General features: G+C 71.3%; 20 protein-coding genes, 1 tRNA gene and 1 other RNA gene. 7 read left to right on the forward strand and 15 right to left on the reverse strand.

From position 1 onward, the window contains the following. Positions 1 to 57: 57 nt before the first annotated feature. The 5 genes from OG2516_RS05650 to OG2516_RS05670 all read right to left on the reverse strand — a co-directional run bounded on the left by OG2516_RS05650 (position 58) and on the right by OG2516_RS05670 (position 5,386). Positions 58 to 954: a glycosyltransferase family 2 protein gene (locus tag OG2516_RS05650; RefSeq protein WP_007254670.1), complete on the reverse strand. Its 897-nt coding sequence runs from the start codon at positions 952 to 954 to the stop codon at positions 58 to 60. Beyond that, positions 951 to 2,153 carry a polysaccharide biosynthesis protein gene (locus tag OG2516_RS05655; RefSeq protein ID WP_007254671.1) on the reverse strand — a complete coding sequence of 401 codons (1,203 nt, stop codon included), beginning with the start codon at positions 2,151 to 2,153 and terminating at the stop codon, positions 951 to 953. The genes OG2516_RS05650 and OG2516_RS05655 overlap by 4 nt, the downstream gene beginning before the upstream one ends. Before the next feature lie 80 nt (positions 2,154 to 2,233). Continuing rightward, positions 2,234 to 3,208 (reverse strand): Gfo/Idh/MocA family protein, encoded by a 975-nt coding sequence (locus OG2516_RS05660; protein ID WP_007254672.1) that lies wholly within the window; start codon positions 3,206 to 3,208, stop codon positions 2,234 to 2,236. 91 nt (positions 3,209 to 3,299) lie between these two features. Then, a complete protein-coding gene (rpoH, locus tag OG2516_RS05665) occupies positions 3,300 to 4,193 on the reverse strand; it encodes an RNA polymerase sigma factor RpoH (protein ID WP_007254673.1) in 894 nt (297 codons plus the stop codon). A gap of 167 nt (positions 4,194 to 4,360) precedes the next feature. Further along, complete coding sequence (locus OG2516_RS05670) at positions 4,361 to 5,386, reverse strand: RluA family pseudouridine synthase (protein ID WP_007254674.1); 1,026 nt, start codon at positions 5,384 to 5,386, stop codon at positions 4,361 to 4,363. On the opposite strand from OG2516_RS05670, the gene OG2516_RS05675 reads away from it, so the two are divergent. Beyond that, positions 5,385 to 5,681 (forward strand): DUF6476 family protein, encoded by a 297-nt coding sequence (locus OG2516_RS05675; RefSeq protein WP_007254675.1) that lies wholly within the window; start codon positions 5,385 to 5,387, stop codon positions 5,679 to 5,681. The genes OG2516_RS05670 and OG2516_RS05675 overlap by 2 nt on opposite strands. Positions 5,682 to 5,732: 51 nt before the next feature. Here OG2516_RS05675 and OG2516_RS05680 read toward each other — a convergent pair whose 3' ends face one another. From OG2516_RS05680 to OG2516_RS05690, 3 genes are all read right to left on the reverse strand, one after another. After that, positions 5,733 to 7,754 carry a capsular polysaccharide biosynthesis protein gene (locus OG2516_RS05680; protein WP_007254676.1) on the reverse strand — a complete coding sequence of 674 codons (2,022 nt, stop codon included), beginning with the start codon at positions 7,752 to 7,754 and terminating at the stop codon, positions 5,733 to 5,735. A 4-nt stretch (positions 7,755 to 7,758) separates the two neighbouring features. Further along, positions 7,759 to 8,901 carry a polysaccharide biosynthesis/export family protein gene (locus OG2516_RS05685; protein ID WP_007254677.1) on the reverse strand — a complete coding sequence of 381 codons (1,143 nt, stop codon included), beginning with the start codon at positions 8,899 to 8,901 and terminating at the stop codon, positions 7,759 to 7,761. Positions 8,902 to 9,043: 142 nt separating this feature from the next. After that, complete coding sequence (locus OG2516_RS05690) at positions 9,044 to 10,324, reverse strand: capsule biosynthesis protein (protein ID WP_083788548.1); 1,281 nt, start codon at positions 10,322 to 10,324, stop codon at positions 9,044 to 9,046. Between the two features lie 144 nt (positions 10,325 to 10,468). Between OG2516_RS05690 and OG2516_RS05695 the strand changes: the two genes are divergently transcribed. The 4 genes from OG2516_RS05695 (at position 10,469) to nusB (ending at position 13,317) form a co-directional block, all read left to right on the forward strand. Further along, positions 10,469 to 11,080 carry a riboflavin synthase gene (locus OG2516_RS05695; RefSeq protein WP_007254679.1) on the forward strand — a complete coding sequence of 204 codons (612 nt, stop codon included), beginning with the start codon at positions 10,469 to 10,471 and terminating at the stop codon, positions 11,078 to 11,080. A gap of 106 nt (positions 11,081 to 11,186) precedes the next feature. Then, positions 11,187 to 12,317 carry a 3,4-dihydroxy-2-butanone-4-phosphate synthase gene (gene ribB, locus OG2516_RS05700; RefSeq protein ID WP_007254680.1) on the forward strand — a complete coding sequence of 377 codons (1,131 nt, stop codon included), beginning with the start codon at positions 11,187 to 11,189 and terminating at the stop codon, positions 12,315 to 12,317. Next, positions 12,317 to 12,850, forward strand: a complete 534-nt coding sequence (locus tag OG2516_RS05705; protein WP_007254681.1) for a 6,7-dimethyl-8-ribityllumazine synthase — start codon at positions 12,317 to 12,319, stop codon at positions 12,848 to 12,850. The genes ribB and OG2516_RS05705 overlap by 1 nt, the downstream gene beginning before the upstream one ends. Then, on the forward strand, positions 12,847 to 13,317 hold the full coding sequence (gene nusB / locus OG2516_RS05710) for a transcription antitermination factor NusB (RefSeq protein ID WP_007254682.1): 471 nt from the start codon (positions 12,847 to 12,849) through the stop codon (positions 13,315 to 13,317). Before OG2516_RS05705 ends, nusB begins: the two co-directional genes overlap by 4 nt. Positions 13,318 to 13,337: 20 nt before the next feature. Here the strand turns inward: nusB and ssrS are convergent. After that, positions 13,338 to 13,492, reverse strand: a non-coding RNA gene (ssrS, locus tag OG2516_RS20945) — 6S RNA. 165 nt (positions 13,493 to 13,657) lie between these two features. Between ssrS and OG2516_RS05715 the strand changes: the two genes are divergently transcribed. After that, a complete protein-coding gene (locus tag OG2516_RS05715) occupies positions 13,658 to 14,119 on the forward strand; it encodes an MmcB family DNA repair protein (protein WP_007254683.1) in 462 nt (153 codons plus the stop codon). Positions 14,120 to 14,123: 4 nt separating this feature from the next. Here the strand turns inward: OG2516_RS05715 and OG2516_RS05720 are convergent, their stop codons facing one another. Next, positions 14,124 to 14,327, reverse strand: a complete 204-nt coding sequence (locus OG2516_RS05720) for a DUF6324 family protein (RefSeq protein WP_040615568.1) — start codon at positions 14,325 to 14,327, stop codon at positions 14,124 to 14,126. Between the two features lie 187 nt (positions 14,328 to 14,514). Here OG2516_RS05720 and OG2516_RS05725 point away from each other — a divergent pair. Then, a tRNA-His gene (locus tag OG2516_RS05725) sits at positions 14,515 to 14,591 on the forward strand. Positions 14,592 to 14,642: 51 nt separating this feature from the next. Here the strand turns inward: OG2516_RS05725 and murD are convergent. The 5 genes from murD to OG2516_RS05750 form a co-directional block, all read right to left on the reverse strand. Beyond that, positions 14,643 to 16,037, reverse strand: a complete 1,395-nt coding sequence (murD, locus tag OG2516_RS05730) for a UDP-N-acetylmuramoyl-L-alanine--D-glutamate ligase (RefSeq protein ID WP_007254685.1) — start codon at positions 16,035 to 16,037, stop codon at positions 14,643 to 14,645. After that, positions 16,034 to 16,591, reverse strand: coding sequence for an AAA family ATPase (locus OG2516_RS05735; RefSeq protein WP_007254686.1), 558 nt, complete (start codon positions 16,589 to 16,591; stop codon positions 16,034 to 16,036). Before OG2516_RS05735 ends, murD begins: the two co-directional genes overlap by 4 nt. A 133-nt stretch (positions 16,592 to 16,724) precedes the next feature. Then, a complete protein-coding gene (mraY, locus tag OG2516_RS05740) occupies positions 16,725 to 17,807 on the reverse strand; it encodes a phospho-N-acetylmuramoyl-pentapeptide-transferase (protein ID WP_007254687.1) in 1,083 nt (360 codons plus the stop codon). A gap of 2 nt (positions 17,808 to 17,809) precedes the next feature. Continuing rightward, positions 17,810 to 19,252 carry a UDP-N-acetylmuramoyl-tripeptide--D-alanyl-D-alanine ligase gene (locus OG2516_RS05745; protein WP_007254688.1) on the reverse strand — a complete coding sequence of 481 codons (1,443 nt, stop codon included), beginning with the start codon at positions 19,250 to 19,252 and terminating at the stop codon, positions 17,810 to 17,812. After that, a complete protein-coding gene (locus OG2516_RS05750; RefSeq protein WP_007254689.1) occupies positions 19,252 to 20,748 on the reverse strand; it encodes a UDP-N-acetylmuramoyl-L-alanyl-D-glutamate--2,6-diaminopimelate ligase in 1,497 nt (498 codons plus the stop codon). The genes OG2516_RS05745 and OG2516_RS05750 overlap by 1 nt, the downstream gene beginning before the upstream one ends. Positions 20,749 to 20,754: the final 6 nt, after the last annotated feature.

Below are 20,754 nucleotides of genomic sequence, written 5' to 3' on the forward strand. Positions count from 1 at the left end.
CTCGCCCCTCGCGTCAGATGTTCGCCTCCTCCCTAACGCCCGGACCCTAATCCCCGGTTAATTCCGGTAGCGTTCCGGCGAATACTCTCCGTCGGCCCGTCCCAGCAGCCCCGCCATGAGGCCGCGCGCGCGGGCGAAGTCGCGGGCGCCCCGGAAGGCCTGCGACGGGTCGGCGGCCAGCATCCGCCGCAGGCTTCCGCGCAGGAACAGCGCGCAGGCGTGGGGGAAATATCGTGCGACACCAGCAGCATGTCCGGCATGGAGACAGCAGACGCGGGCGTGGGTGTTGCCGATGCGGAAGCGCCGGCGCAGCAGCCAATCCGGCTCCACCCGCGACGCCGGGATGTCTTCGACGACGCGCGCCTCGGCGGCGAAGGCGTGACGGAAGCCGCGGGCGAGGGTGCGGCGGAGGAATTCGGTGTCGGAGCCGCCGGTGAAGCGAAAGCGCGCATCGAAGAAGGGCTCGCGCCACTCGGTCAGGAGCCGCCGCGACAGGAGCAGGTTCGCCGTGCTGAGGACGGCCACGCGGCCGCGGATGCGATCCGGCCGCAGCTTCTCGAAGTCGCCGCTTTTAACCGGGGGGCGCGGAGCGATGGCGAAGCGCGGGACGACGGGGCCGCCGACGACGTCCGCACCGGTCCGTTCGGCGGCCTCGACGAGCGCGTCGAGCCAGCCCGGCAGCGGCTGTTCGTCATCGTCGATCATCGCCAGCCACGCGGTATCGCGCGCCTGAGCTTCGCGGAGCAAGGCGTTGCGGGCGAAGGGAATACCGGGCTCCCGCTCGAGGACGTAGCTCGCGCCGTGAGCCTCGGCGACGGCGCGTCCCTCGGCTGCGTCATCGTTGTCCACCACGAGCACCTCAAACGGGCGGCGGCTGCGCTGCTCCTGCAGAACCGTGAGCGCCTTGGCGAGCCCCTCGGGGTGCCGGCAGGTGCAGATGCCGACGAGGATCATGCCGCCACCGCGAGGCGACGGTAGGCGCGCGCGATGAGGAGCGCGGCGACCGTCTCGCCGCACAGGACGGCGAGGAGGATGAGCGGGACGGCCGCGCCGCCCGAGCCAAGCGCGAGGGCGGTGCCGCAGGCTGTCACGAGTGCGGCGCGCAAGGTGATGCCGGAGAGCGCCCGGTAGCGGCCGGCGCCCTGCAGGGCGGCGCCGGAGCCCGTGCGCGCCGCGCGGGCGGCGTGCGCGAGGAGGAGGAGCGATGCGAGGGGCCAGAGCTCCCCCGCCTCGAAGCGGCCGCCGCCGATCGATCCCGGCGCGACGGCGATCAGGAGGATGAGCACCGCGCCGTTAACCCCGACCGCGCCGAGGAGTGCTGTGCGGACACGCTCCACATGCGCCCTCAGGTTGTGCAGTTCCCCCGCCGCGTGAGCCTTGGCGAGGATCGGCCGCTCGTACTGCGTGATGGTCTGCATCAGGATCGGGATCGGGCGCAGGAATAGCGTCAGGATTGCCACGGGCGCGAAGGCGGCGGGGCCGAGGAGCAGCGTGATCGCGTAGGCGTGGAGGTTGGCGCAGACCTCGGTCGTCAGGACGCCGGCGAGCGCCCAGCGGCCGTGACGCATGAAGGCGGCGCGATAGAGGCTCGGGGCGGCTGGGCCGCGGGCGGGCAGATGGGCGACGGCGGCGAGCGAGACGGCGGTGCCGAGGGCCATCGCGGCCAGCGCGGTCGCGACGGTGACGCCGAAATACGTGAACAGCAGGATGCCGGCGGTGAGCGTGGTGACGCCGTAAAGCGCATCGGCCGTGGCGGCCTTGCGGAAGCGGTGGCGGGCGAGCGCCGCGGCACGGAAAAACCAGCGCATCCAGAGCAGTACCGCCTGCCCCGCAACCAGCGCCACGTCCTGGGGCGCCATGCCCAGCGCGCGCATGGACAGGGCCAGAAGGGCCGCGCCGACGAAGCAGAAGGCGACGTTGACGCGCCAGTAGCTGGCGACGATCGGGGCCGGATCGGCGGCCTTCAGGAGGGACTGGAGGAGCGGCGATGCGAACAGGGCGTTGGACAGCGATAGGCCGAGCTGCAGGCACACCAGCGCGAACGCGTAGCGGCCGAAGGCTGCGGGCGGCACGGCGCTCTGCAGCGTCAGGGCGAGCAGGAAGTTGGCGCCGGAATAGGCGAAGGCGCCGGCGATGCCGGCGCGCTTCGTCACAAGTTCGGCGAACCTTGGGCACACAACCATTCCGTGCATCATCACCGGAATGGGCTGCGCGGTCTACAATTGTCTGCGGATCAGCGGCGCGCGGCCGCGTAAACCATGTCGATCATCTCCTGCGTGCCGCGCGAGAACTCGAGCGGGCACGGGTAGGCCTCCTCGCCCCTCAGCGCGCGACCGAACGCCTCGACCTGCAGTACGTAGTGGTTCGCGGTCGGCCAGCGCTCGATCGTCCGCGAGGCGGAGTCGGTCTGCAGGTGCAGCTCCGCCAGGTCGTGGACGTTGGCGTTGAAGGGACAGGTAAGCTCGATGAGGCCCTTCGTGCCGTGGAACGTCAGCCGCTGGCGGGCGAAGGCGCGCGTCGAGACCATGCCGCTATAGTGGAACGACGGGAAACGGGCGCTGACCTGGGCGAACGTGTCGACGTCATTTTCGAACCGGATGCTGGCGTCGAGGATGGAATCCGGCTCCTCGCCTGTCACAAAACGAACCGAGCCGAACGCGTAGACGCCGATGTCGGGAAGCGCACCGCCGCCCGTCTCGGCACGGTTGCGGATGTTGTCGTCAACGCCGGCGATGTTGAAGGCGAAGGCGCAATCGGCGTGCACCAGGTCGCCGATCGTGCCGGAGCGGACCAGCTCGCGCGCACGCTGCATCTGCGGGTGGTGGACGATCATGTAGGCTTCGGCGGCGAGGATGCCGGTCTCGTTGCGTTTGGCGATGACCGGGTCGAAATCCTCCGCCCGCAGTCCCAGAGGTTTCTCGACCAGCACCGGCTTGCCCGCATCGAGCGACTTCAGCGCGTAGTCCACGTGAAGGTGATTGGGCAGCGGGACGTACACCGCGTCGACCTCCGGGTCGGCGAGCAGCGCTTCGTAGCTGTCATGGACCCGCAGACGCGGAGCGAACGCGCGGAACCCTTCCGCCTTTTCCGGGCTGGAGGTCGCCAGAGCGAAAAGCTCCGCACCTTCGGCTGCGTGAATCGCGCGGGCCATTTGCCCGCGTGCGAAAGCCGAGGCGCCGAGCACGCCCCAGCGGATATGGTCAACCATCTGCTACCTCCTGACTTCTGCGCGGAGAAGACGTCAGGGGGCGGCAGAATGGAAGACCTGATGCCGAAAACCTCGTTTCGGCACCCGGACATCAGGCCGGCTCGAGCATGCCTTTCTCTTTCGCGAGCTGCTGCATCCGCGCCTGCAGCTTGTCGAACGCGCGCACCTCGATCTGCCGGATCCGCTCGCGGCTGACGCCGTATTGCCCGGACAGCTCCTCGAGCGTGACGGCCTGATCCTGCAGACGCCGCTGGGTCAGGATGTCCTTCTCGCGGTCGTTCAGCACGTCCATCGCCTCGCCCAGCAGCTCGCGGCGCGTCGACAGCTCGTCGCGCTCCTCGTAATCGCCCGCCTGGTCGGCGCTCTCGTCCTCGAGCCAGTCCTGCCACTGGGTGGCGCTGTCGCCCTCGGTGCCGATCATCGCGTTGAGCGACGCGTCGCCCCCGGAGAGCCGGCGGTTCATCGAGATGACCTCCGTCTCCGTGACGCCGAGATCGTTGGCGATCTGCGCGACGTTCTCGGGCCGCAGATCACCCTCCTCGAGCGCGCCAATACGGGCCTTCGCCTTGCGCAGGTTGAAGAAAAGCTTCTTCTGGGCCGAGGTGGTGCCGAGCTTCACGAGGCTCCAGGACCGCAGGATATACTCCTGGATCGAGGCCCGGATCCACCACATCGCGTAGGTGGCGAGGCGGAAGCCGCGCTCGGGATCGAAGCGCTTCACGGCCTGCATCAGGCCGACGTTGGCCTCGGAGATCACCTCTGCCTGCGGCAGGCCATAGCCCCGGTAGCCCATCGCGATCTTTGCCGCGAGGCGCAGGTGGCTCGTCACCAGCTTGTGGGCGGCGTCGGTGTCCTCGTGGTCCACCCAGCGCTTGGCCAGCATGTATTCCTCTTCCGGCTCCAGCATGGGAAACCGGCGGATTTCCTGCAGGTAGCGGTTCAGGCCCTGTTCCGGCGACGGGGCCGGGAGATTGTTGGTCGGCATGTCTGTCCCCTTCCCAATGTTCATGGGGTTAACATGGATGTGGTTGCGCTAACGAGCCGGTTCAAGACTCAGTAGTTCAGTTTTCATAACAAAGGATGAACGGCTCGCACGGCACGTTCCAGCGGCATTACCGTGCGCTCTCGCACATGTGCCTGCTTGTTACAGCCTTAACTACGCAACAGGGCGCAGAGTTCCGTCATGTCGGCGGGCATGTCCGCGGCGAAACGCTTCAGCTCGCCCGTCACCGGATGCTTGAAGCCAAGCGTCGCGGCGTGCAGCGCCTGTCGTGGGAACGTCGCCAAGGCCCGCATTGCGGCCTCCGAGACCGCTCCCTTCGCGATCTTGCGCTTGCCGCCGTAGACCGGATCGCCCACCAGCCCGTGCCCGGCATGGGCCATGTGAACGCGGATCTGATGGGTCCGCCCGGTCTCGAGCCAGCACTCGATGCGCGCGACCACGGGCGGGCCGCCGAAGGTCTCCACGCGCCGCGCCCGCGTCACCGCGTGGCGGCCATTGGACCAGACCACCGCCTGCCGCTGCCGGTCGGTCTTGTGACGGGCGAGTTGCGTCTGGATCTTGAGGATGTTTCCGGGCTCGAACGACGTGCCGCGAATGCCGCGCAAGCGCGGGTCGGCGGCATCGGGGAGGCCGAAGCACAGCGCCTGGTAGTGGCGCTCCACGTCGTGCGCCTCGAACTGCGCGGCGAGCCCGTGGTGGGCGCGGTCGGTCTTGGCGGCAACGAGCAAGCCGCTGGTATCCTTGTCGATCCGGTGCACGATCCCCGGCCGCCGCAGGCCGCCGACACCCGAAAGGCTCTCACCGCAATGGTGGATCAGCGCGTTGACCAGCGTGCCGTCCGGCGAGCCCGGCGCGGGGTGCACGACCATCCCGGCGGGCTTGTTGATGACGATGAGTTCGTCGTCCTCGTAAACCACGTCGAGCGGGATCGGCTCGCCGCCCATGTCGCTGTCAACGGGGATATCGAGGGCGATCTCCACCGCGTCGCCCTCGCCGAGCCGCGCCTTCACGTCGGTCACCACCACGCCGTTGATCCGCACCGCGCCGTCCGGCACGAGTCGCGCCAGCCGGGAGCGGCTCAGCGCGGCGTCCTCTGGCACATCACGGGCCAGCGCCTTATCAAGGCGCGGCGGCGGATCGGCGCTGATCCGGAACGTGACCACGGAGGGCGGCATGGCGGAATCTCCTGACGACGACGTTTGGCCACCCCAGCTCCGGGGGCTGAAGCGGCTGATCACCGTACTAACGGTTGTGATGATTTGCGGGTTTCTAGTGTTGATCGGCGCGCTTGTCATCCGGCTGAATTCCGCACCCCTGCCGCTGCCCGAGCGCATCGCCCTGCCCGAGGGCGCGGAGCCGTTCGCCTTCACGCAAGGGACGGATTGGTTCGCGGTGGTGACGTCGGATCAGCGCATCTTGATCTACGATCGTGCGACGAGCCAGCTGCGCCAGACGGTGGAGATCGAGTAGGCCGTTAGCGGAATCTTCAGGACTCGGTGACAGGCTGGCGGCATGGACGAGTCACCGCCACAGCCACGCCTGCCCCGCCATCACCCCCTGCGCCTTGGCGAGCAGGCGGTTGATCCGCCCCGGCCGGGGGAGCTCGCCCCGGGCCAGCCGCTCGACGGCGACCTCCACGGGACAGGGCCGCCCGGTGACGGGGTCGTGGTAGCGCGGATAGTCGATCAGCACGGCGTGGACGAAGGCGGCGAGGTCGGGCCGCGCGGTCCGCCGGGCGGGCGGCGCGCCGCGGTCGTCGGTGAGGCCCCAGCCGGCGTAGAAGGGCCGGCCGAGCGTGACGACGCGCTTGCCCCGCAGCAGCGCCTCGAAGCCGAGCGTGCTCGTCATCGTCCAGACCTCGTCGACGGCGGCGAGCGCGGCGACGGGATCGGTGCGGGTCAGTACGGCGTCGGCGAGGCTTTCGGCGTCGTCGACGGCACCGGCGCGCAGTCCGGCCTCCACGTCGGGGTGCGGCTTGTAGAGCAGGAATGCGGCGGGATTGGCGGCGCGCACTGCGGCGAGCAGGGCGCGGTTGGTCGAGATCTCGCCGGTGCCGAGGCGGATCGAGGCGTCGTCCTCCACCTGCCCGGGGACGAGGATGCGCCGCCCTGCCGGCAGCCCTGCTGGAAGACCGCCGCCGCCGAGGTTGTACTTCGACAGCCCCTCCCCCGTCAGCCGCCGGACGAGCCGCTCCGCCCGGCGCCGGGCGCCCTCGGGCAGGCCGGTGGCGGCGGCGACGAGGTGTTCGAGCCGGCTCTCGCGGGTCGGGTCGTAGTAGATGCCGAGATCGTCGAGGACGAGCGACAGCGGCGGCACGAGGTCGGCGCCGAGGCCGCGCGAGCGCAGGAAGCCGTCCTCCACCCGCACCGCCCCGGCGGCCTCGAGCGCCGCGTCGGTGCGGCCGGCCCAGACCATGAGCCGGCGATCCTCGGCCGCGGCGCGGGCGATGGCGGGGGCCGGGCGGTCGACGAAGCGGACGCGGCGCTGGCGGCCGAACAGGTCCTGCAGCGGCTTGCGCTTCCAGAGCCGCATCCCCGTCGCCACCCAGCCGCGACGGTCGTCGCGCCAGGCGCGGGTCTCGGCGGCGAAGATGGCGATGGCGTCCTCGAGTTCGCAGAGCCGGTCGCGGAACGGGTCGTACCAGCGCGGGTAGAGGATCATCGCCGCCGCGAAGAGCTGCGCGCGGGTGAGCCGGCGCTGGCGGCGGTCGAGCGGGCGGCGGTCGTCGGTGAGCGACCAGCCGGCATAGAAGGGCTGGCCGAAGACGACGGGGCGGTGCCCCGCGAGGATCGCCTCGAAACCGAGCTGCGAAGAGACGACGTAGACCGCGACCGCCCCCTCGAGCAGGTGCCAGGGCGAGACCGGGTCGCTCAGGAGCAGGTCGCCGGGGCCGAGATCGTCGGGGCCGATATGGCCGGGGCGGGCGCCGGCGCTGGTCTCGGGGTGGCTCTTGACGACGATGCGCGCGCCGGGATGGTCCTCGCGCGCGGTGAAGAGCATCTCGAGGAAGCTGTTGCGCCCGGCCTTGCTGGCGCGGACGCTGGCGTCGTCGCGGGTCTGGTCGATGACGAGGACGTAGCCGGGCGGCGGCGGCGGCAGGTCGGGGTCGAAGCCGGTGTACTTGCTCAGGTGCAGCCGCCTGAGGTCGGCCATCGCGTCGCGCGCACGGTCGAGCAGCGCGGTGTCGTCGAGCGGCGCTTCGGCGCAGAGGCGCTCGAGATCGGAGATTGTGGCCGTATCGAAATGCACGCCGCCGAGGTCGAGATGCAGCCCGAGCGGCGCGCCGCCCCCCGCCCGCCCCGGCAGGACGGAGCGCAGGAAGGCGTCCTCGACCCTCAGCAGCGGCGCGTCGCGGCGCGCGGCGACGGCCTCGCCGCGCGGGCTCGTCGGGCTCTGGCCCCAGACGCCGACGAGGTCGTCCGCCCCGGGCGTGCCGAGGCGGATGTCGTAGCCCGCCAGCGTCAGGATCCGGCGGACCCGGCCCTGGGTCAGGAAGCCGCCGTTGTAGACGTAGAGCTTCCGCGCGGGCGCCTCGCCCTCCAAGTCGTTACCCGCCGGTCACCGTCTGCGCGGTCCCCACCACCGAGTTGACCGCGCCGAGCGAGCCGGTGAGCGCGGCGATGACCTTGCTGAACTGGCTGAAGGGCGCCTCGGTGACATAGACGGTGTCGCCGTCGCGGATCGCGAAATCGCGGGCGAAGAACAGGCCGTTCGGCCGGGTCAGGTCGAGCACGTAGACGACGCGCTGGGTGCCGGTCACTTCCTGGCCCACCAGCTGTTCGGCGATCGCCTCGGGCTCGTTGCGGAACACGAAGACGCCGGTCGGGTCGGCCTGGTTGGGGTTGAGCCCGCCGACGGTGGCGATGGCCTCGATGGCGCTGATCGTCTGGCTCTCGAAGGGCACGAGGTCCTGCGCGCCCGTCGCGCCGAGCGCGGTGAAGCTGCGGGTGTCTTCCTCGACGATGATCCGGTCGCCGTCGCGCAGGGCGATGTCGTTGCCGGGCGTCTCGTAGATGTCCTCGAACCAGACCTGCCCGGTGTGGTCGCCGCGGGTGACGGTGACGCGGGCGATGTCGGCATCGACGGCCACGCCGCCGGCCCGGGCGAGCATCTCGCTGAGCAGGCGCGTCGGCCGCTCGATGGCGTAGACGCCTTGCGCGCCGACCGCGCCGACGACGGAGACCGTCGCGCCGTCGCCCGCGAGCCGGCGGACCTGCACCTGCGGGTCCGGGGTCTGGTCGCCGAGGCGCTCGGTGATGATCTGGCGCACCCGCTCGGGGGTGTTGCCGGCGGCGCGGATGCGGCCGGCGTAGGGCACGAAGATGAAGCCGCCGCCGTCGACCTGCACCTCGTCGAGGATGGTCGCGTTCTGCCCGGTCGGCACGAGCAGGCCGTCGGTGACGTTCTCGAAGATCGTCAGCCCCAGCGTATCGCCCGGGTTGATCGTGTCGGAGCCGACCTGCCCCGCGTTGAGGAAGCTGGAGCTGAAGCCGAGCGCCGGGGCGACGGAGGCGATGGCGTTGACCCGGTCGTCGACGACGAGGATGAACGCATCTCCCTGCCGCAGCACGGATCCCTCGAAGATCTCGCCGCGGGTGGGGCCGGAACGCGGCAGGCCGCAGCCCGCAAGAAGGGCGGCCGCGGCGATCAGGGCCAGGCCCTTCGCCAGGCGCGGGATTGGTAAGCTCACTGCTCGGTCTCCTCGACCTATGTCTGCCTCGGGTATTTTTGTTGCAGGCTAGCCGCCTTGGCCCCGCCTGACCAGCACCCGCGCGGCAGGCGAATCACCGACTGTTGCCGCCCCGCCGCAACCGCGCCGGCGCGCCCTGCCCTCAGGTCACGATGCGCAGCGGCTGGCGCGGCGCGGCGCGGCCCGAGCGCAGGGCGTCGTAGGGGTCTTCGCTGTCGAGCATCATGTCGACGACCTGGCGCAGCAATTGCCGCCGCCCGCGCGCCGAGTAGAAGCCGCCGGGGACCTGGCTCGTCTCGAGCAGGAAGCGGCGGTAATCCTTGTAGGCGCGGCTGTCGGGCCGCGCGGGCTGGGCGAAGAACTCGGGCAGCGGCTGCGACGAGACGAACTCGGGCTTGGCGTAGACGGCGCGGCCGAAGACCTTGAGCGGGATGCCGCGCCAGAGCACCTGCTGGGCGGCGGTCGAGTTGACGGTGACGGCGGTGCGGGCGTGGTCGAGCAGCCGCGCGAGCTTGCCGCCGCGCACGTAATGGACCCGGTCCGCCACGCCCTGCGCCGCCGCGAGCTCGCGGATGATCCGGCGGACCGGCGCGCGGCCGTTCTCGAGCGGATGCGCCTTGAAGACGAGGTGGTGGTGGCGCGGCGCGCCGCGGGCGAAGCCCTCGATCACCACCTCGAGGAACTCCGACATCCGCGAAAACGGCGAGTGGTTGAGGAAGTTGGCGTCGTGGTCGAGCTGCATCAGCACGAGGTGGTAGGGAAAGCCGCCGTACTTGATCCGCGCCGTCGCCAGCATCCGGTCGAGCGCAATGAACGGCATCAGCATCAGCCGCTTGGTGTAGAGCAGCCCCTCCTTCGTCACCGTCAATTCGCGGTGGCGGCGGAAGTTGCGGTAGTCGCCGTTCCGCGCGACGATGAACCAGTGATACAGGGCGCCGTAGAGGATGTGGTGGCGCATGTCGCCCCAGTGCGCCGGCGGCTCGGGGACGTCGAGGTCGGACATCTCGAGCGCGCGCTTCATGCCGGCGAGGTCGAGCTCCATCAGCCGCGAATTGCCGTTGGAGCCGCCCCGTTCGTAGGTGACCCAGTAGGGCCGCATGTAGCCTTCTTCGAAGACGTGCACCGCGAGGCCGAGCGTGCGGGCGGCGGCGACGGCCTCGGCGTGGATCGGACGGGTGTCGCCGTAGAGCACGATGTCGGTGATGCCCTTGTCGGCGACGATGGCCCGGAACGTCTCGGGCCATTCCCCGGGCGTGCCGCGGAACGGGATGTAGCTCGAGGGCGTGAACCAGAAGGCGCGGTCGCCCGCGTTGAAGCCGACCCGCCAGACCTCGGCCCCGGCCCGCCCGAGCATCTTGCCGAGGCGGTGGAAGAAGGGCCCGTGGGGGCCCTGCAGGAAGAGGAAGCGGCGGGTGTCCGGCATCGGCATGGTGTAGGCGGGCCTCACTGGGTTGCCAAGCCTTAGCCGCGCAAGGGGGCGACATTTGGGCAGCGGTGTGAACGGCTTAAGCTTGCCGCTTGCCCGGAGCCGCGGCCCGCGCTAGGCCGGACGAAAGGAGAGCCGCTGATGTTTACCGGGATCGTGACCGACGTCGGGGAAGTGATCGCGCTCGAGCGCCGTGGCGACCTGCGCGCGCGCATCGCCACCGCCTACCCCGCCGAGACCATGGACATCGGCGCCTCGATCGCCTGCGACGGCGTCTGCCTGACCGTCGTCGCGCGCGGCACGGAGGCGGGGCGCGACTGGTTCGACGTCGACATCAGCGCCGAGACCGTCGCCAAGACCAACATCGGCCGCAACGGCTGGGCCGCGGGCAAGCGCATCAACCTCGAGCGCGCGCTGAAGGTGGGCGACGAGCTCGGCGGCCACATCGTCTCGGGCCACGTGGACGGGGTCGCCGAGGTGGTGGCGTCGGCGCGCGAGGGCGACAGCACCCGCCTCACCCTGCGCGCCCCGGAGGCGCTGGCGCGCTTCATCGCGCCGAAGGGGTCGGTGGCGCTCAACGGCACGTCGCTGACGGTGAACGACGTCGACGGGCGCGACTTCGGCATCAACCTGATCCCCCATACCCAGGAGGTCACCACCTGGGGCGAGGCCGGCGTGGGCGACGCGGTGAACCTCGAGGTCGACACGATGGCGCGCTACGTGGCGCGGCTGCGCGACTGGGACGGCGCCTGACGCCACGCCACCCGCGCGCAGGTGCCGCGCGTCAGCGCGCCGCCTGCGGCCTTCCCATTCCGCCGCGCATGGCCTATCTCCCGCCGGCAACAGGAGCGGGCGGCCCATGAGCGAGACATACCAGACACCCGGCCCCGTCGAGCGCGACTGGTCCGACGCCATCTCCCCCATCGAGGAGATCATCGAGGACGCGCGCAACGGGCGCATGTTCATTCTCGTCGACCACGAGGACCGCGAGAACGAGGGCGACCTCGTGATCCCGGCCCAGATGGCGACGCCGGACGCGATCAACTTCATGGCCACCCACGGCCGCGGGCTGATCTGCCTCGCCCTGCCCGGCGAGCGGATCGACGCGCTCGGGCTGAGCCTGATGTCGACGCACAATTCCTCGCGCCACGAGACGGCCTTCACGGTGTCGATCGAGGCGCGCGAGGGCGTGACGACGGGCATCTCCGCCCATGACCGCGCCCACACCGTCGCGGTGGCCATCGACGCCAGCAAGGGCGCCGCCGATATCGCCACGCCGGGCCACGTCTTCCCGCTGCGGGCGCGCCAGGGCGGCGTGCTGGTGCGCGCCGGCCATACGGAGGCGGCGGTCGACCTCGCCCGCCTCGCCGGGCTCAACGCCAGCGGCGTGATCTGCGAGATCATGAACGAGGACGGTTCGATGGCCCGCCTGCCCGAGCTCGTCGCCTTCGCGCAGCGCCACGGGCTCAAGGTCGGCACCATCGCCGACCTGATCGCCTACCGCCGCCGCCACGACAACCTCGTGCGCCAGATGAGCGAGCGCGACGTCACCAGCGCCTTCGGCGGGCAATGGCGGATGCGGGTCTATTCCGACACCACCCACGGCGACGAGCACGTGGTGCTCATCAAGGGCGACATCTCCGGCGACGATCCGGTGCTGGTGCGGATGCACGCGCTCGACCCGCTGCAGGACGTGGTCGGGCTGGGCCCCGAGGGCACCGCCAACGAGTTCGCGACCGCGATGCGCGCCGTCGCCGCCGAGGGGCGCGGCGTGGTGGTGCTGCTGCGCGACACGTCGATGAAGCTGCGCCTGAGCGGCGAAGCCTCGCCCCAGACCCTGCGCCAGTACGGGCTCGGCGCGCAGATCCTGTCGTCGCTCGGCCTGTCCCAGATCACCCTGCTGACCAATTCGCCCAAGCCGCGCGTCGTCGGGCTCGAGGCCTACGGGCTCGAGATCGTCGGCACCCGCCGGATCGAGGAGCCGCGCTGATGGCCGGACCGACGCACCACTCCCTCGCCACGCCGAGCTTCGACAAGCCGGTCAAGCTGCTGATCGTCGTGGCGCCCTACTACAAGGACATCGCCGACCAGCTCGTCGCCGGGGCCGTCGCCGAGGCCGAGAAGGCCGGCGCGACGACCGAGGTGATCGAGGTGCCCGGCGCGCTCGAGATCCCGACCGCGATCGGCATCGCCGGGCGGATGTCGAACTACGATGGTTACGTGGCGCTCGGCTGCGTGATCCGGGGCGAGACGACGCACTACGAGACGGTCTGCAACGACTCCTCCCGCGCGCTGACGCTGCTGGGCCTGTCGGGCCACTGCATCGGCAACGGCATCCTGACCGTGGAGACCTACGATCAGGCCGCCGTCCGGGCCGAGGCTGCGGGGCAGAACAAGGGCGGCGGCGCGGCGGCGGCGGCGCTCCACCTCGTCGCGCTGGCACGGCGCTGGGGCAAGGCGGAGCGCGGCGTGGGCTTCACCCGCGAGCTGAAGATGGCGCAAAGCGAAGACGGACAGGCATGACCACGATCTCAGGCAACCAGCGGCGCAAGATGCGCTCCGCCTCCCGGCTCTACGCGGTACAGGCGCTGTTCCAGATGGAAGCGGCGCAGCAATCGGTCGACCGGGTGATGGCGGAATTCGAGGATCACCGCTTCGGCGCCTCCTACGAGGAAGGCGAGATGGCCGAGGGCGATCTCGAGACCTTCCGCGCGCTCTGCGAGACGGCGGTCGACAACCAGGCGAAGATCGACCAGATGACCGACCGCGCGCTTGTCGCGAAGTGGCCGATCGCGCGCATCGACCCGACCCTGCGCGCGCTGTTCCGCGCCGCCGGTGCCGAGTTCATCCGGCGCGACACGCCGCCCAAGGTGGTCATCACCGAGTTCGTCGACATCGCCCGCGCCTTCTTCCCCGAGGGCCGCGAGCCGAGCTTCGTCAACGCCGTGCTCGACCACATGGCCCGCGAGGCGCGCCCGGAGGCGTTCTGATCCGGACGGGGTGTGAGGTGGCGGGAACCGCTGCATCCGTGGGAGTGTGAATTCCCGAGGACCTGTAATTACAGGTGGGCGCCAGATAACCGAACCAGGGCTCGGACAGAGCCAGCTCCCTCGGATTTGCTTAAGGCCACTGGAATTGTCTCGTTCACGAGAAGAGCAGAAGCCCGCCGACGCCTGACCTAGGCCCCCGCCCCGGCCCCTGCAAGGGCAGCGCCCGAACTTTTCCGCCGGAGGGGGCGCTGCCCCCGCCGGCCTGCGGCCGGCCCCCCGGGATATTGACAGGACAGAGGGGGGCTTGCCGGATGTTTCCCTTTTGTTCATATTCGGACACATGCCCGACGATCTCGACATCTCCGCCGTCCGCCCCGGCCAGCTGCTGGCGCGGGGGGTGTGCCGGCACCTGCTGAGCCTCGACTTCGTCTCGGTCGAGGAACTGACGCCGGAGCGCGGGCTGCGGGTCGACGTGATGGCGATGGGGCGCAAGGGCGAGATCTGGGTCGTCGAGTGCAAGAGCTCGCGGGCGGACTTCCAGTCGGACCACAAGTGGCAGGGCTACCTGCCCTGGTGCGACAGGTTCTTCTGGGCCGTCGACGAGGCGTTCCCGGTCGAGCTGCTGCCCGAGGACACCGGCCTCATCATCGCCGACGCCTACGACGCCGAGATCGTGCGCATGGCGCCCGAGGCGAAGCTCGCGCCCGCGCGGCGCAAGAAGCTGGTCGCCACCTTCGCGCGCCACGCCGCCCTGCGGGCCCACGCGGCGCGCGATCCGGGCGCGCGGCTGTGGGCCGGGTGAGCGGCTAGCGGCCCTTCTTCGGCGTCGCCGCGGCCCGGGCGGCGCGGGCGGCGGCGAGGATCTCCTCGGCGATTTCCTCGGCTTCCTCGGGTTCGAAATCCATCGGGATCTCGGTGCTGCCGCTCTCCACGAAGATGCGCACCATGCCCCGATCGGTCGGCCCGATCTGCAGGTTCGCCTCGATGTCGCGTTCGCTGTCGATGCCCATGATGCCGCTCTCCATTCTGCCGTTCGCGCGCCGTATCGCGCCGCCGGGGCCGGTTGGCAAGGGTGCCGGTGGGCCCGCGCGGCGGCCTTGACGGCGCGTCGGAATGTGCGACGCAGCAGTTGCAAGCGGGCGAAGGTTCTGGCATAGGCACCTCCGACGCCCCCGCCGCGCGGCGGGCGATGGTTGGGCCGCCTTAGCTCAGTAGGTTAGAGCGCTTGATTGTGGATCAAGAGGTCTCCCGTTCGAACCGGGAAGGCGGTACCATTCTCCCCCTCATCTGAGCCGATCCGACGCGCCACGGGACGCGGCCCGCGCCTATGCCAGCGCGGCGACGCGGGCGGCGAAATCCTCGCCGCGTTGCTCGAAGTTGTCGTACTGGTCGAAGCTCGCCGCGGCGGGCGCGAGCAGGACGACGTCGCCGGGCTCGGCCTCGGCGGCGGAGCGGGCGACGGCGTCGGCCATGGTGGTGCAGACCTCGGCGTCGATGCCCGTCAGCGACATCGCGAAGGCCTCGGCCTCGCGGCCGATCACGTAGGCCTTGACCACCCCGCCCGCCGCGTCGAGGAGGCCGCCGAGGCCACCTTCCTTCTGCAGGCCGCCGCAGATCCAGCGGATGCGGCCGAAGGCGGCGAGGGCCTTGGCGGCGCTGTCGACGTTGGTGGCCTTGCTGTCGTTGACGAAGCGCACGCCGCCGCGCTCGGCGATCAGCTGCGAGCGGTGCGGCAGGCCGGGATAGGAGGCGAAGGCGGCCTCGATCTGGCGCGGCCCGAGCCCGAGGGTGCGGGCGACGGCGTAGGCGGCGCAGGCGTTCTGGTGGTTGTGGGCGCCGGGCAGGCCCTTGATCTCGCGCAGATCGATCGACCCCACCTGCCGGCCCTTGCGCAGCTCCGACAGGTACCCCTTGCGCGCCGTGACGCTCCAGCCCTCGGCGAGCTTGCGATCGGCGGAGATGCGGATCACCCGGTCGTCGGCGCGGCTCTCGGCGAGCTGGTTGGCCAGGAAGCGGCCCTCGAGCTCGTCGACGCCGACGATGCAGCGGTCGGGCCCGCCCTCGGCGAACAGGCGGCGCTTGGCGGCGAAGTAGCCGCCCATGCCGCCGTGACGGTCGAGGTGATCGGGGGAGAGGTTGGTGAAGACGGCGACGTCCGGGGTCAGCGAGCGGGCGAGCTCGGTCTGGTAGGACGACAGCTCCAGCACCACCACCCCGCCGTCGCCGGGCGGGTCGATGTCGAGCACGCCGCGGCCGATGTTGCCGGCGAGCTGGCTCTCGCGGCCGCCCTCCCGGAGCACGTGGTGGATCAGCGCGGCGGTGGTGGACTTGCCGTTGGAGCCGGTGACGGCGACGACCTTGGGGGCGACGTCGTGGCTGTCCCAGTCGGACTGGCCGAGCGAGCGGAAGAACAGGCCGATGTCGTTGTCGACCGGCACCCCGGCCTCCCAGGCGGCGGCGATGACCGGGTGCGGTCGGGGGTAGAGGTGCGGGATGCCCGGGGAGACGATCAGCGCCGCGACGTCGTCGAGCGCGCCGGGGCGGGACAGGTCGCGCAGGGCGATGTCCTCGTCCTCGGCCGCCGCCCGGCCCGCCGGCCCGTCGTCCCACGCCACCACGGACGCCCCGCCCGCGGCGAGCGCGCGTGCCGCCGTCCGGCCCGACCGGCCAAGGCCGAGCACCGCGACGGTCGCGCCGTCGACGCCCATCACGGGGATCATGCCACTTCGGTTCCCATCTCCATGGCGTCCTTCACCTTCGCCTCGACCAGGTCCGCGCGTGCCGCGACGCTATCCTGCGGCAGCACGCAGATCCGGTAGCCGTGCCGGGGCAGATGCGCAAGCAGCGCCTCGTACTCGGTGATGGCGTCGTCCCAGGCGTCGGGCCGGGCGGGGTCGGACGTGAAGAGCTCGGGCCAGGGCGGCACCAGGAAGACCGGGTCGGCGTAGCGCAGCCGGCCGACGATCTCGCCGGCGCAGTCGGGCAGCGGCGTGCCGGTGCGCTCGTGCCAGATCAGCGGATCGAGGCAGGAGCGGTCGTAGAAGGTGGGATCGGACGGCGCGGCCTCGTAGTCGGCGCGGGCGAGCTTCATCGTCTGCTCGGCGAAGGCGGCGGCGTCGAGCCACGGCAGCGCGGTGCCCCCCGCCATCTGCTGCTCGCGGATCACCCGGCGGCCGGGATCCTGGAACGTGGCGTAGCCGCGGCGGGCGAGCTCGCCGAGCAGCGCGGTCTTGCCCCCGCGCGACGAGCCGGTGACGACGAAACGATGATACATGCAGACAACCCTCCCTCGCCCGCCGGCGCAGTGGGGGCCGGTGGGCCGGCAGGTCAACGCGCGAGAGGTGGCGGGGGTTCCGGTGGATCTCGATGAATCCAGGGGGGCCGGGCTGAAGCCCGGCCTACGGAGGCTAGCGCACCTTGAGGGTGGCGAGGCCGATCATCGCGAGGATCAGGGAGATGATCCAGAAGCGGATCACGATCTGCGGCTCCGACCAGCCCTTCTTCTCGTAATGGTGGTGGATCGGCGCCATCAGGAAGACGCGCTTGCCGGTGCGCTTGAAGTAGAGCACCTGCACGATCACCGACAGCGCCTCGACCACGAACAGCCCGCCGATGATGACGAGCACCAGCTCGTGCTTCGTCGCCACCGCGATGGCCCCGAGCGCGCCGCCGAGGGCGAGGCTGCCGGTGTCGCCCATGAAGACGGCCGCGGGCGGGGCGTTGTACCACAGGAAGCCGAGGCCGCCGCCGATCAGGCCCATGGTGAAGATCAGGATCTCGCCGGTGTCGGGGACGTAGTGGACGTCGAGATACTCGGTGAAGTCGGTGCGGCCCACCGCGTAGGCGATGATGCCGAAGGTGCCGGCGGCGATCATCACCGGCATGATCGCCAGCCCGTCGAGCCCGTCGGTGAGGTTCACCGCGTTGGCCGCGCCGACGATGACGATCATCGCGAAGGGCACGAACAGCAGGCTCATGTTGAGCAGCATGTCCTTGAAGATCGGGAAGGCGAGCTGGTAGGACAGCTCCTCGGGATGGACCTGCGCGAACCAGACGCCGGCGATGGCGGCGATCAGGAAGCCGAGGCCGAGGCGCGCCTTGCCCGACAGGCCGGCGGTGTTCTGCTTGGAGACCTTGGCGTAGTCGTCGGCGAAGCCGATGGCCGCGAAGGCGAGCGTCACGAACAGCACCATCAGCACGAACGGGTTGTCGAGCCGCGCCCAGAGCAGCGTCGACGTGGCGCAGGCGCCGACGATCAGCAGCCCTCCCATCGTCGGCGTGCCGGCCTTGACGAAGTGGCCCTCCGGGCCGTCGGTGCGGATCGGCTGGCCCTTGCCCTGGTGCTTGCGCAGCACGTTGATGAGCGGCGGGCCGAACTGGAAGCCGAACACCAGCGCCGTCAGGAACGCTCCGCCGGCGCGGAAGGTGATGTAGCGGAACAGGTTGAAGAAGTCGCCACCATCGGAGAGGGCGGTCAGCCAGTAGAGCATACTCAGGCCTCTTGTTCGGACATCTCGCTGCGATGGCCCAGTTTGCGGATGGCGTCAACGACGCGCGAGACGCGGCTGCCCTTGGACCCCTTGACGAGCACGACGTCGCCGGGATCGACGAGGCGGGCGGCCTTGGCGGCGAGATCCTCGGCGTTCTCGACCCAGCGGCCGCGGCGCCCGTCGGGCAGCGCCCGGTGCAGCTCGCGCATGAGCGGGCCGACGCAGTGGACCAGGTCCACGTGCGCCATCGCCGGCTCGTCGGCGACGGCGGCGTGCAGGCCGGCGGCCTCGGGCCCGAGCTCGAGCATGTCGCCGAGGATCGCGATGCGCCGGCCCTTGCCGATGTGGCCGAGATCGTCGCGCGGCCGCGCAGCGGCGAGCACCTCGAGCGCGGCGGCGAGCGAGGCCGGGTTGGCGTTGAAGGCGTCGTCGATCAGCTCGATGGCCCCGACGGCGACGCCGTCGTCGAGCACCAGCGTCTCGCGCGTCCCCCGCCCCGGCGGCGGCGCCCAGCAGGCCAGCCCCATCAGCGCGTGGCTGCGGTCGGCACCGAGGGCGGCGGCGGTGGCGAGGCAGCCGAGCGCGTTGACGGCGAAGTGGGCGCCCTCGGTGGCGACCTTGAGGTGCACCTCGGTGCGCCAGAGCCGGGCGCTGGCGACGGTGCACCCTTCGTGCACCTTGATGTCGGTCAGGCGGTGGTGGTTGCCCGCCTGCGTGCCGAAGCTGACGATCTCCGCCCCCGCCGCCTCGGCGGCGGCGCGCAGGATCGGCGTGGTCGGCAGGTCGCCGTTGATGATCGCCGTGCCGCCGGGCTCGAGGCCCTCGAAGATCGACGCCTTCTCGCGGGCGATCCCCTCGATGCTGTCGAACGCCTCCAGGTGCGCGGGCGCGACGATGGTGACCATCGCCACGTGCGGCCGGGCGAGCCGGGCCAGCGGCGCGATCTCGCCGGGGTGGTTCATGCCGATCTCGACGATCGCGTACTCGGTGTCGGCGGGCATCCGCGCCAGCGTCAGCGGCACGCCCCAGTGGTTGTTGTAGCTCGCCTCGGCGGCGTGGGTGCGGCCCTGCCGCTCGAGGGCCGCGCGCAGCATCTCCTTCGACGAGGTCTTGCCCACCGACCCGGTGATCGCGGCGACGCGGGCGTTGGTGCGGGCGCGCGCGGCGCGGCCCAGCGCCTCGAGGGCGGCGAGCACGTCGGGCACCACGAGCAGCGGCGCGTCGGCGGCGACGCCCTCGGGGCGGTGCGTCACCAGCGCGGCGGCGGCCCCCTTCTCGAGCGCCTGCGCGACGAACTCGTGGCCGTCGCGCGCCGCCTTCAGCGCGACGAACAGGTCGCCCGGCGCCAGCGTGCGGGTGTCGATGGAGACGCCGTCGGCCGTCCAGTCGGTGCGATTGTCGCCCCCGGTGGCGCGCGCCGCCTCCGCGGCGGTCCAGAGCGCCATCAGATCCGCCCGTCGAGCGCGGCGACGGCGACGCTGGCCTGCTCGGCGTCGTCGAACGGCAGCACCGCGTCGCCCACGATCTGGCCGGTCTCGTGGCCCTTGCCGCAGATCAGCAGCGCGTCGCCCGGCTCGAGCATGTCGGCGCCGCGCAGGATCGCCTCGGCCCGGTCGCCGACCTCCGTCGCCCCCGGCGCGCCGGCGAGCACCTCGGCGCGGATCGTCGCCGGATCCTCGCTGCGGGGGTTGTCGTCGGTGACGATCACCCGGTCGGCGTGCTCGGCCGCCGCCTGCCCCATCAGCGGGCGCTTGGTGCGGTCGCGGTCGCCGCCGGCGCCGACGATGGCGACGATGCGGCCGATCACGTGCGGGCGCAGCGCCTCGACGGCAGTGGCCACGGCGTCGGGGGTGTGGGCGTAATCGACGAACACCGTCGCGCCGTTGTCGCGGGTGGCCGCGAGCTGCATCCGGCCGCGCACCGTCTGCAGGTGGCCCAGCGCGGCGAACACCTCGGCCGGGTCGCTTCCCGAGCCGATGGCGAGGCCCGCCGCGAGCAGCACGTTCTCGGCCTGAAAGCCGCCGATCAGGTTGAGCCGGGCGAGCTTGCTGCGGCCCTGCCACTCGAAGCGCAGCTCCTGGCCCGTCGCGTCGAAGCGCTGGCCGAGCAGCCGCAGCCGGGCCTCGGGGTGGCGGCCGACGCCGATCACCTCCTGGCCGCGCTCCTCGGCGATCTGCGCCACCAGCGGGCCCTTGGGATCGTCGAGGTTGACCACCGCGACGCCGTCGTCGGCGAGGACACGGGTGAACAGCGCCATCTTGGCGTCGAAGTAGGCCTCGAAGCTCTTGTGGTAGTCGAGGTGGTCCTGGGTGAAGTTGGTGAACCCGCCGGCCGAGAGCACCATCCCGTCGAGCCGGCGCTGGTCGAGCCCGTGGCTCGAGGCCTCCATCGCCACGTGCGTGACCCCCTGCCGGGCGGCCTCGGCGAGGACGCGGTGGAGCGTGATCGGGTCGGGCGTGGTGTGGCGCAGCGGGTGGCTCCAGGCGCCCTCGACGCCGGTGGTGCCGAGATTGACCGCAGGCTCGCCGAGCTCGTACCAGATCTGGCGCGTGAAGGCGGAGACGGAGGTCTTGCCGTTGGTGCCCGTCACCGCGACGACGGTGCCGGGGTGGCGGCCGAACCAGAGCGCGGCGGTCTGCGCCAGCGTCTGGCGCGGATCCTCGGCGATCACCAGCGCGACGTCGGCCTCGGCAAGCTCGTCGCGCGCCAGGCGCGCGCCCTCGGCGTCGGTGAGGATCGCGCCGGCCTGCTGGGCCAGCGCGGCGCCGATGAAGGCCGCGCCGTGGACCTGGCTGCCGGGCAGCGCGGCGAAGAGGTGGCCGGGCATGACCTCGCGGCTGTCCACCGTGAGGCCGGTGATTTCCGCCTCGCGCCCGCCTTGCGCCGTCAGTCCGAGCGTGGAGAGCGACTTTGTCTGCTCTTCCGGGCGCGCGCTGCTCATGTGGGT

The organism is Oceanicola granulosus HTCC2516, from assembly GCF_000153305.1.
Taxonomy (GTDB): Bacteria; Pseudomonadota; Alphaproteobacteria; order Rhodobacterales; family Rhodobacteraceae; genus Oceanicola; species Oceanicola granulosus.

Coding starts and splice junctions, on each gene's coding strand:
- OG2516_RS05650 (WP_007254670.1), bottom strand. CDS start 954: ATGATCCTCGTCGGCATCTGCACCTGCCGGCACCCCGAGGGGCTCGCC.
- OG2516_RS05660 (WP_007254672.1), bottom strand. CDS start 3,208: ATGGTTGACCATATCCGCTGGGGCGTGCTCGGCGCCTCGGCTTTCGCA.
- rpoH (WP_007254673.1), bottom strand. CDS start 4,193: ATGCCGACCAACAATCTCCCGGCCCCGTCGCCGGAACAGGGCCTGAAC.
- OG2516_RS05675 (WP_007254675.1), top strand. CDS start 5,385: ATGGCGGAATCTCCTGACGACGACGTTTGGCCACCCCAGCTCCGGGGG.
- OG2516_RS05670 (WP_007254674.1), bottom strand. CDS start 5,386: ATGCCGCCCTCCGTGGTCACGTTCCGGATCAGCGCCGATCCGCCGCCG.
- OG2516_RS05690 (WP_083788548.1), bottom strand. CDS start 10,324: ATGCCGGACACCCGCCGCTTCCTCTTCCTGCAGGGCCCCCACGGGCCC.
- OG2516_RS05695 (WP_007254679.1), top strand. CDS start 10,469: ATGTTTACCGGGATCGTGACCGACGTCGGGGAAGTGATCGCGCTCGAG.
- ribB (WP_007254680.1), top strand. CDS start 11,187: ATGAGCGAGACATACCAGACACCCGGCCCCGTCGAGCGCGACTGGTCC.
- OG2516_RS05705 (WP_007254681.1), top strand. CDS start 12,317: ATGGCCGGACCGACGCACCACTCCCTCGCCACGCCGAGCTTCGACAAG.
- nusB (WP_007254682.1), top strand. CDS start 12,847: ATGACCACGATCTCAGGCAACCAGCGGCGCAAGATGCGCTCCGCCTCC.
- OG2516_RS05715 (WP_007254683.1), top strand. CDS start 13,658: ATGCCCGACGATCTCGACATCTCCGCCGTCCGCCCCGGCCAGCTGCTG.
- OG2516_RS05720 (WP_040615568.1), bottom strand. CDS start 14,327: ATGGGCATCGACAGCGAACGCGACATCGAGGCGAACCTGCAGATCGGG.
- murD (WP_007254685.1), bottom strand. CDS start 16,037: ATGATCCCCGTGATGGGCGTCGACGGCGCGACCGTCGCGGTGCTCGGC.
- OG2516_RS05735 (WP_007254686.1), bottom strand. CDS start 16,591: ATGTATCATCGTTTCGTCGTCACCGGCTCGTCGCGCGGGGGCAAGACC.
- mraY (WP_007254687.1), bottom strand. CDS start 17,807: ATGCTCTACTGGCTGACCGCCCTCTCCGATGGTGGCGACTTCTTCAAC.
- OG2516_RS05745 (WP_007254688.1), bottom strand. CDS start 19,252: ATGGCGCTCTGGACCGCCGCGGAGGCGGCGCGCGCCACCGGGGGCGAC.
- OG2516_RS05750 (WP_007254689.1), bottom strand. CDS start 20,748: ATGAGCAGCGCGCGCCCGGAAGAGCAGACAAAGTCGCTCTCCACGCTC.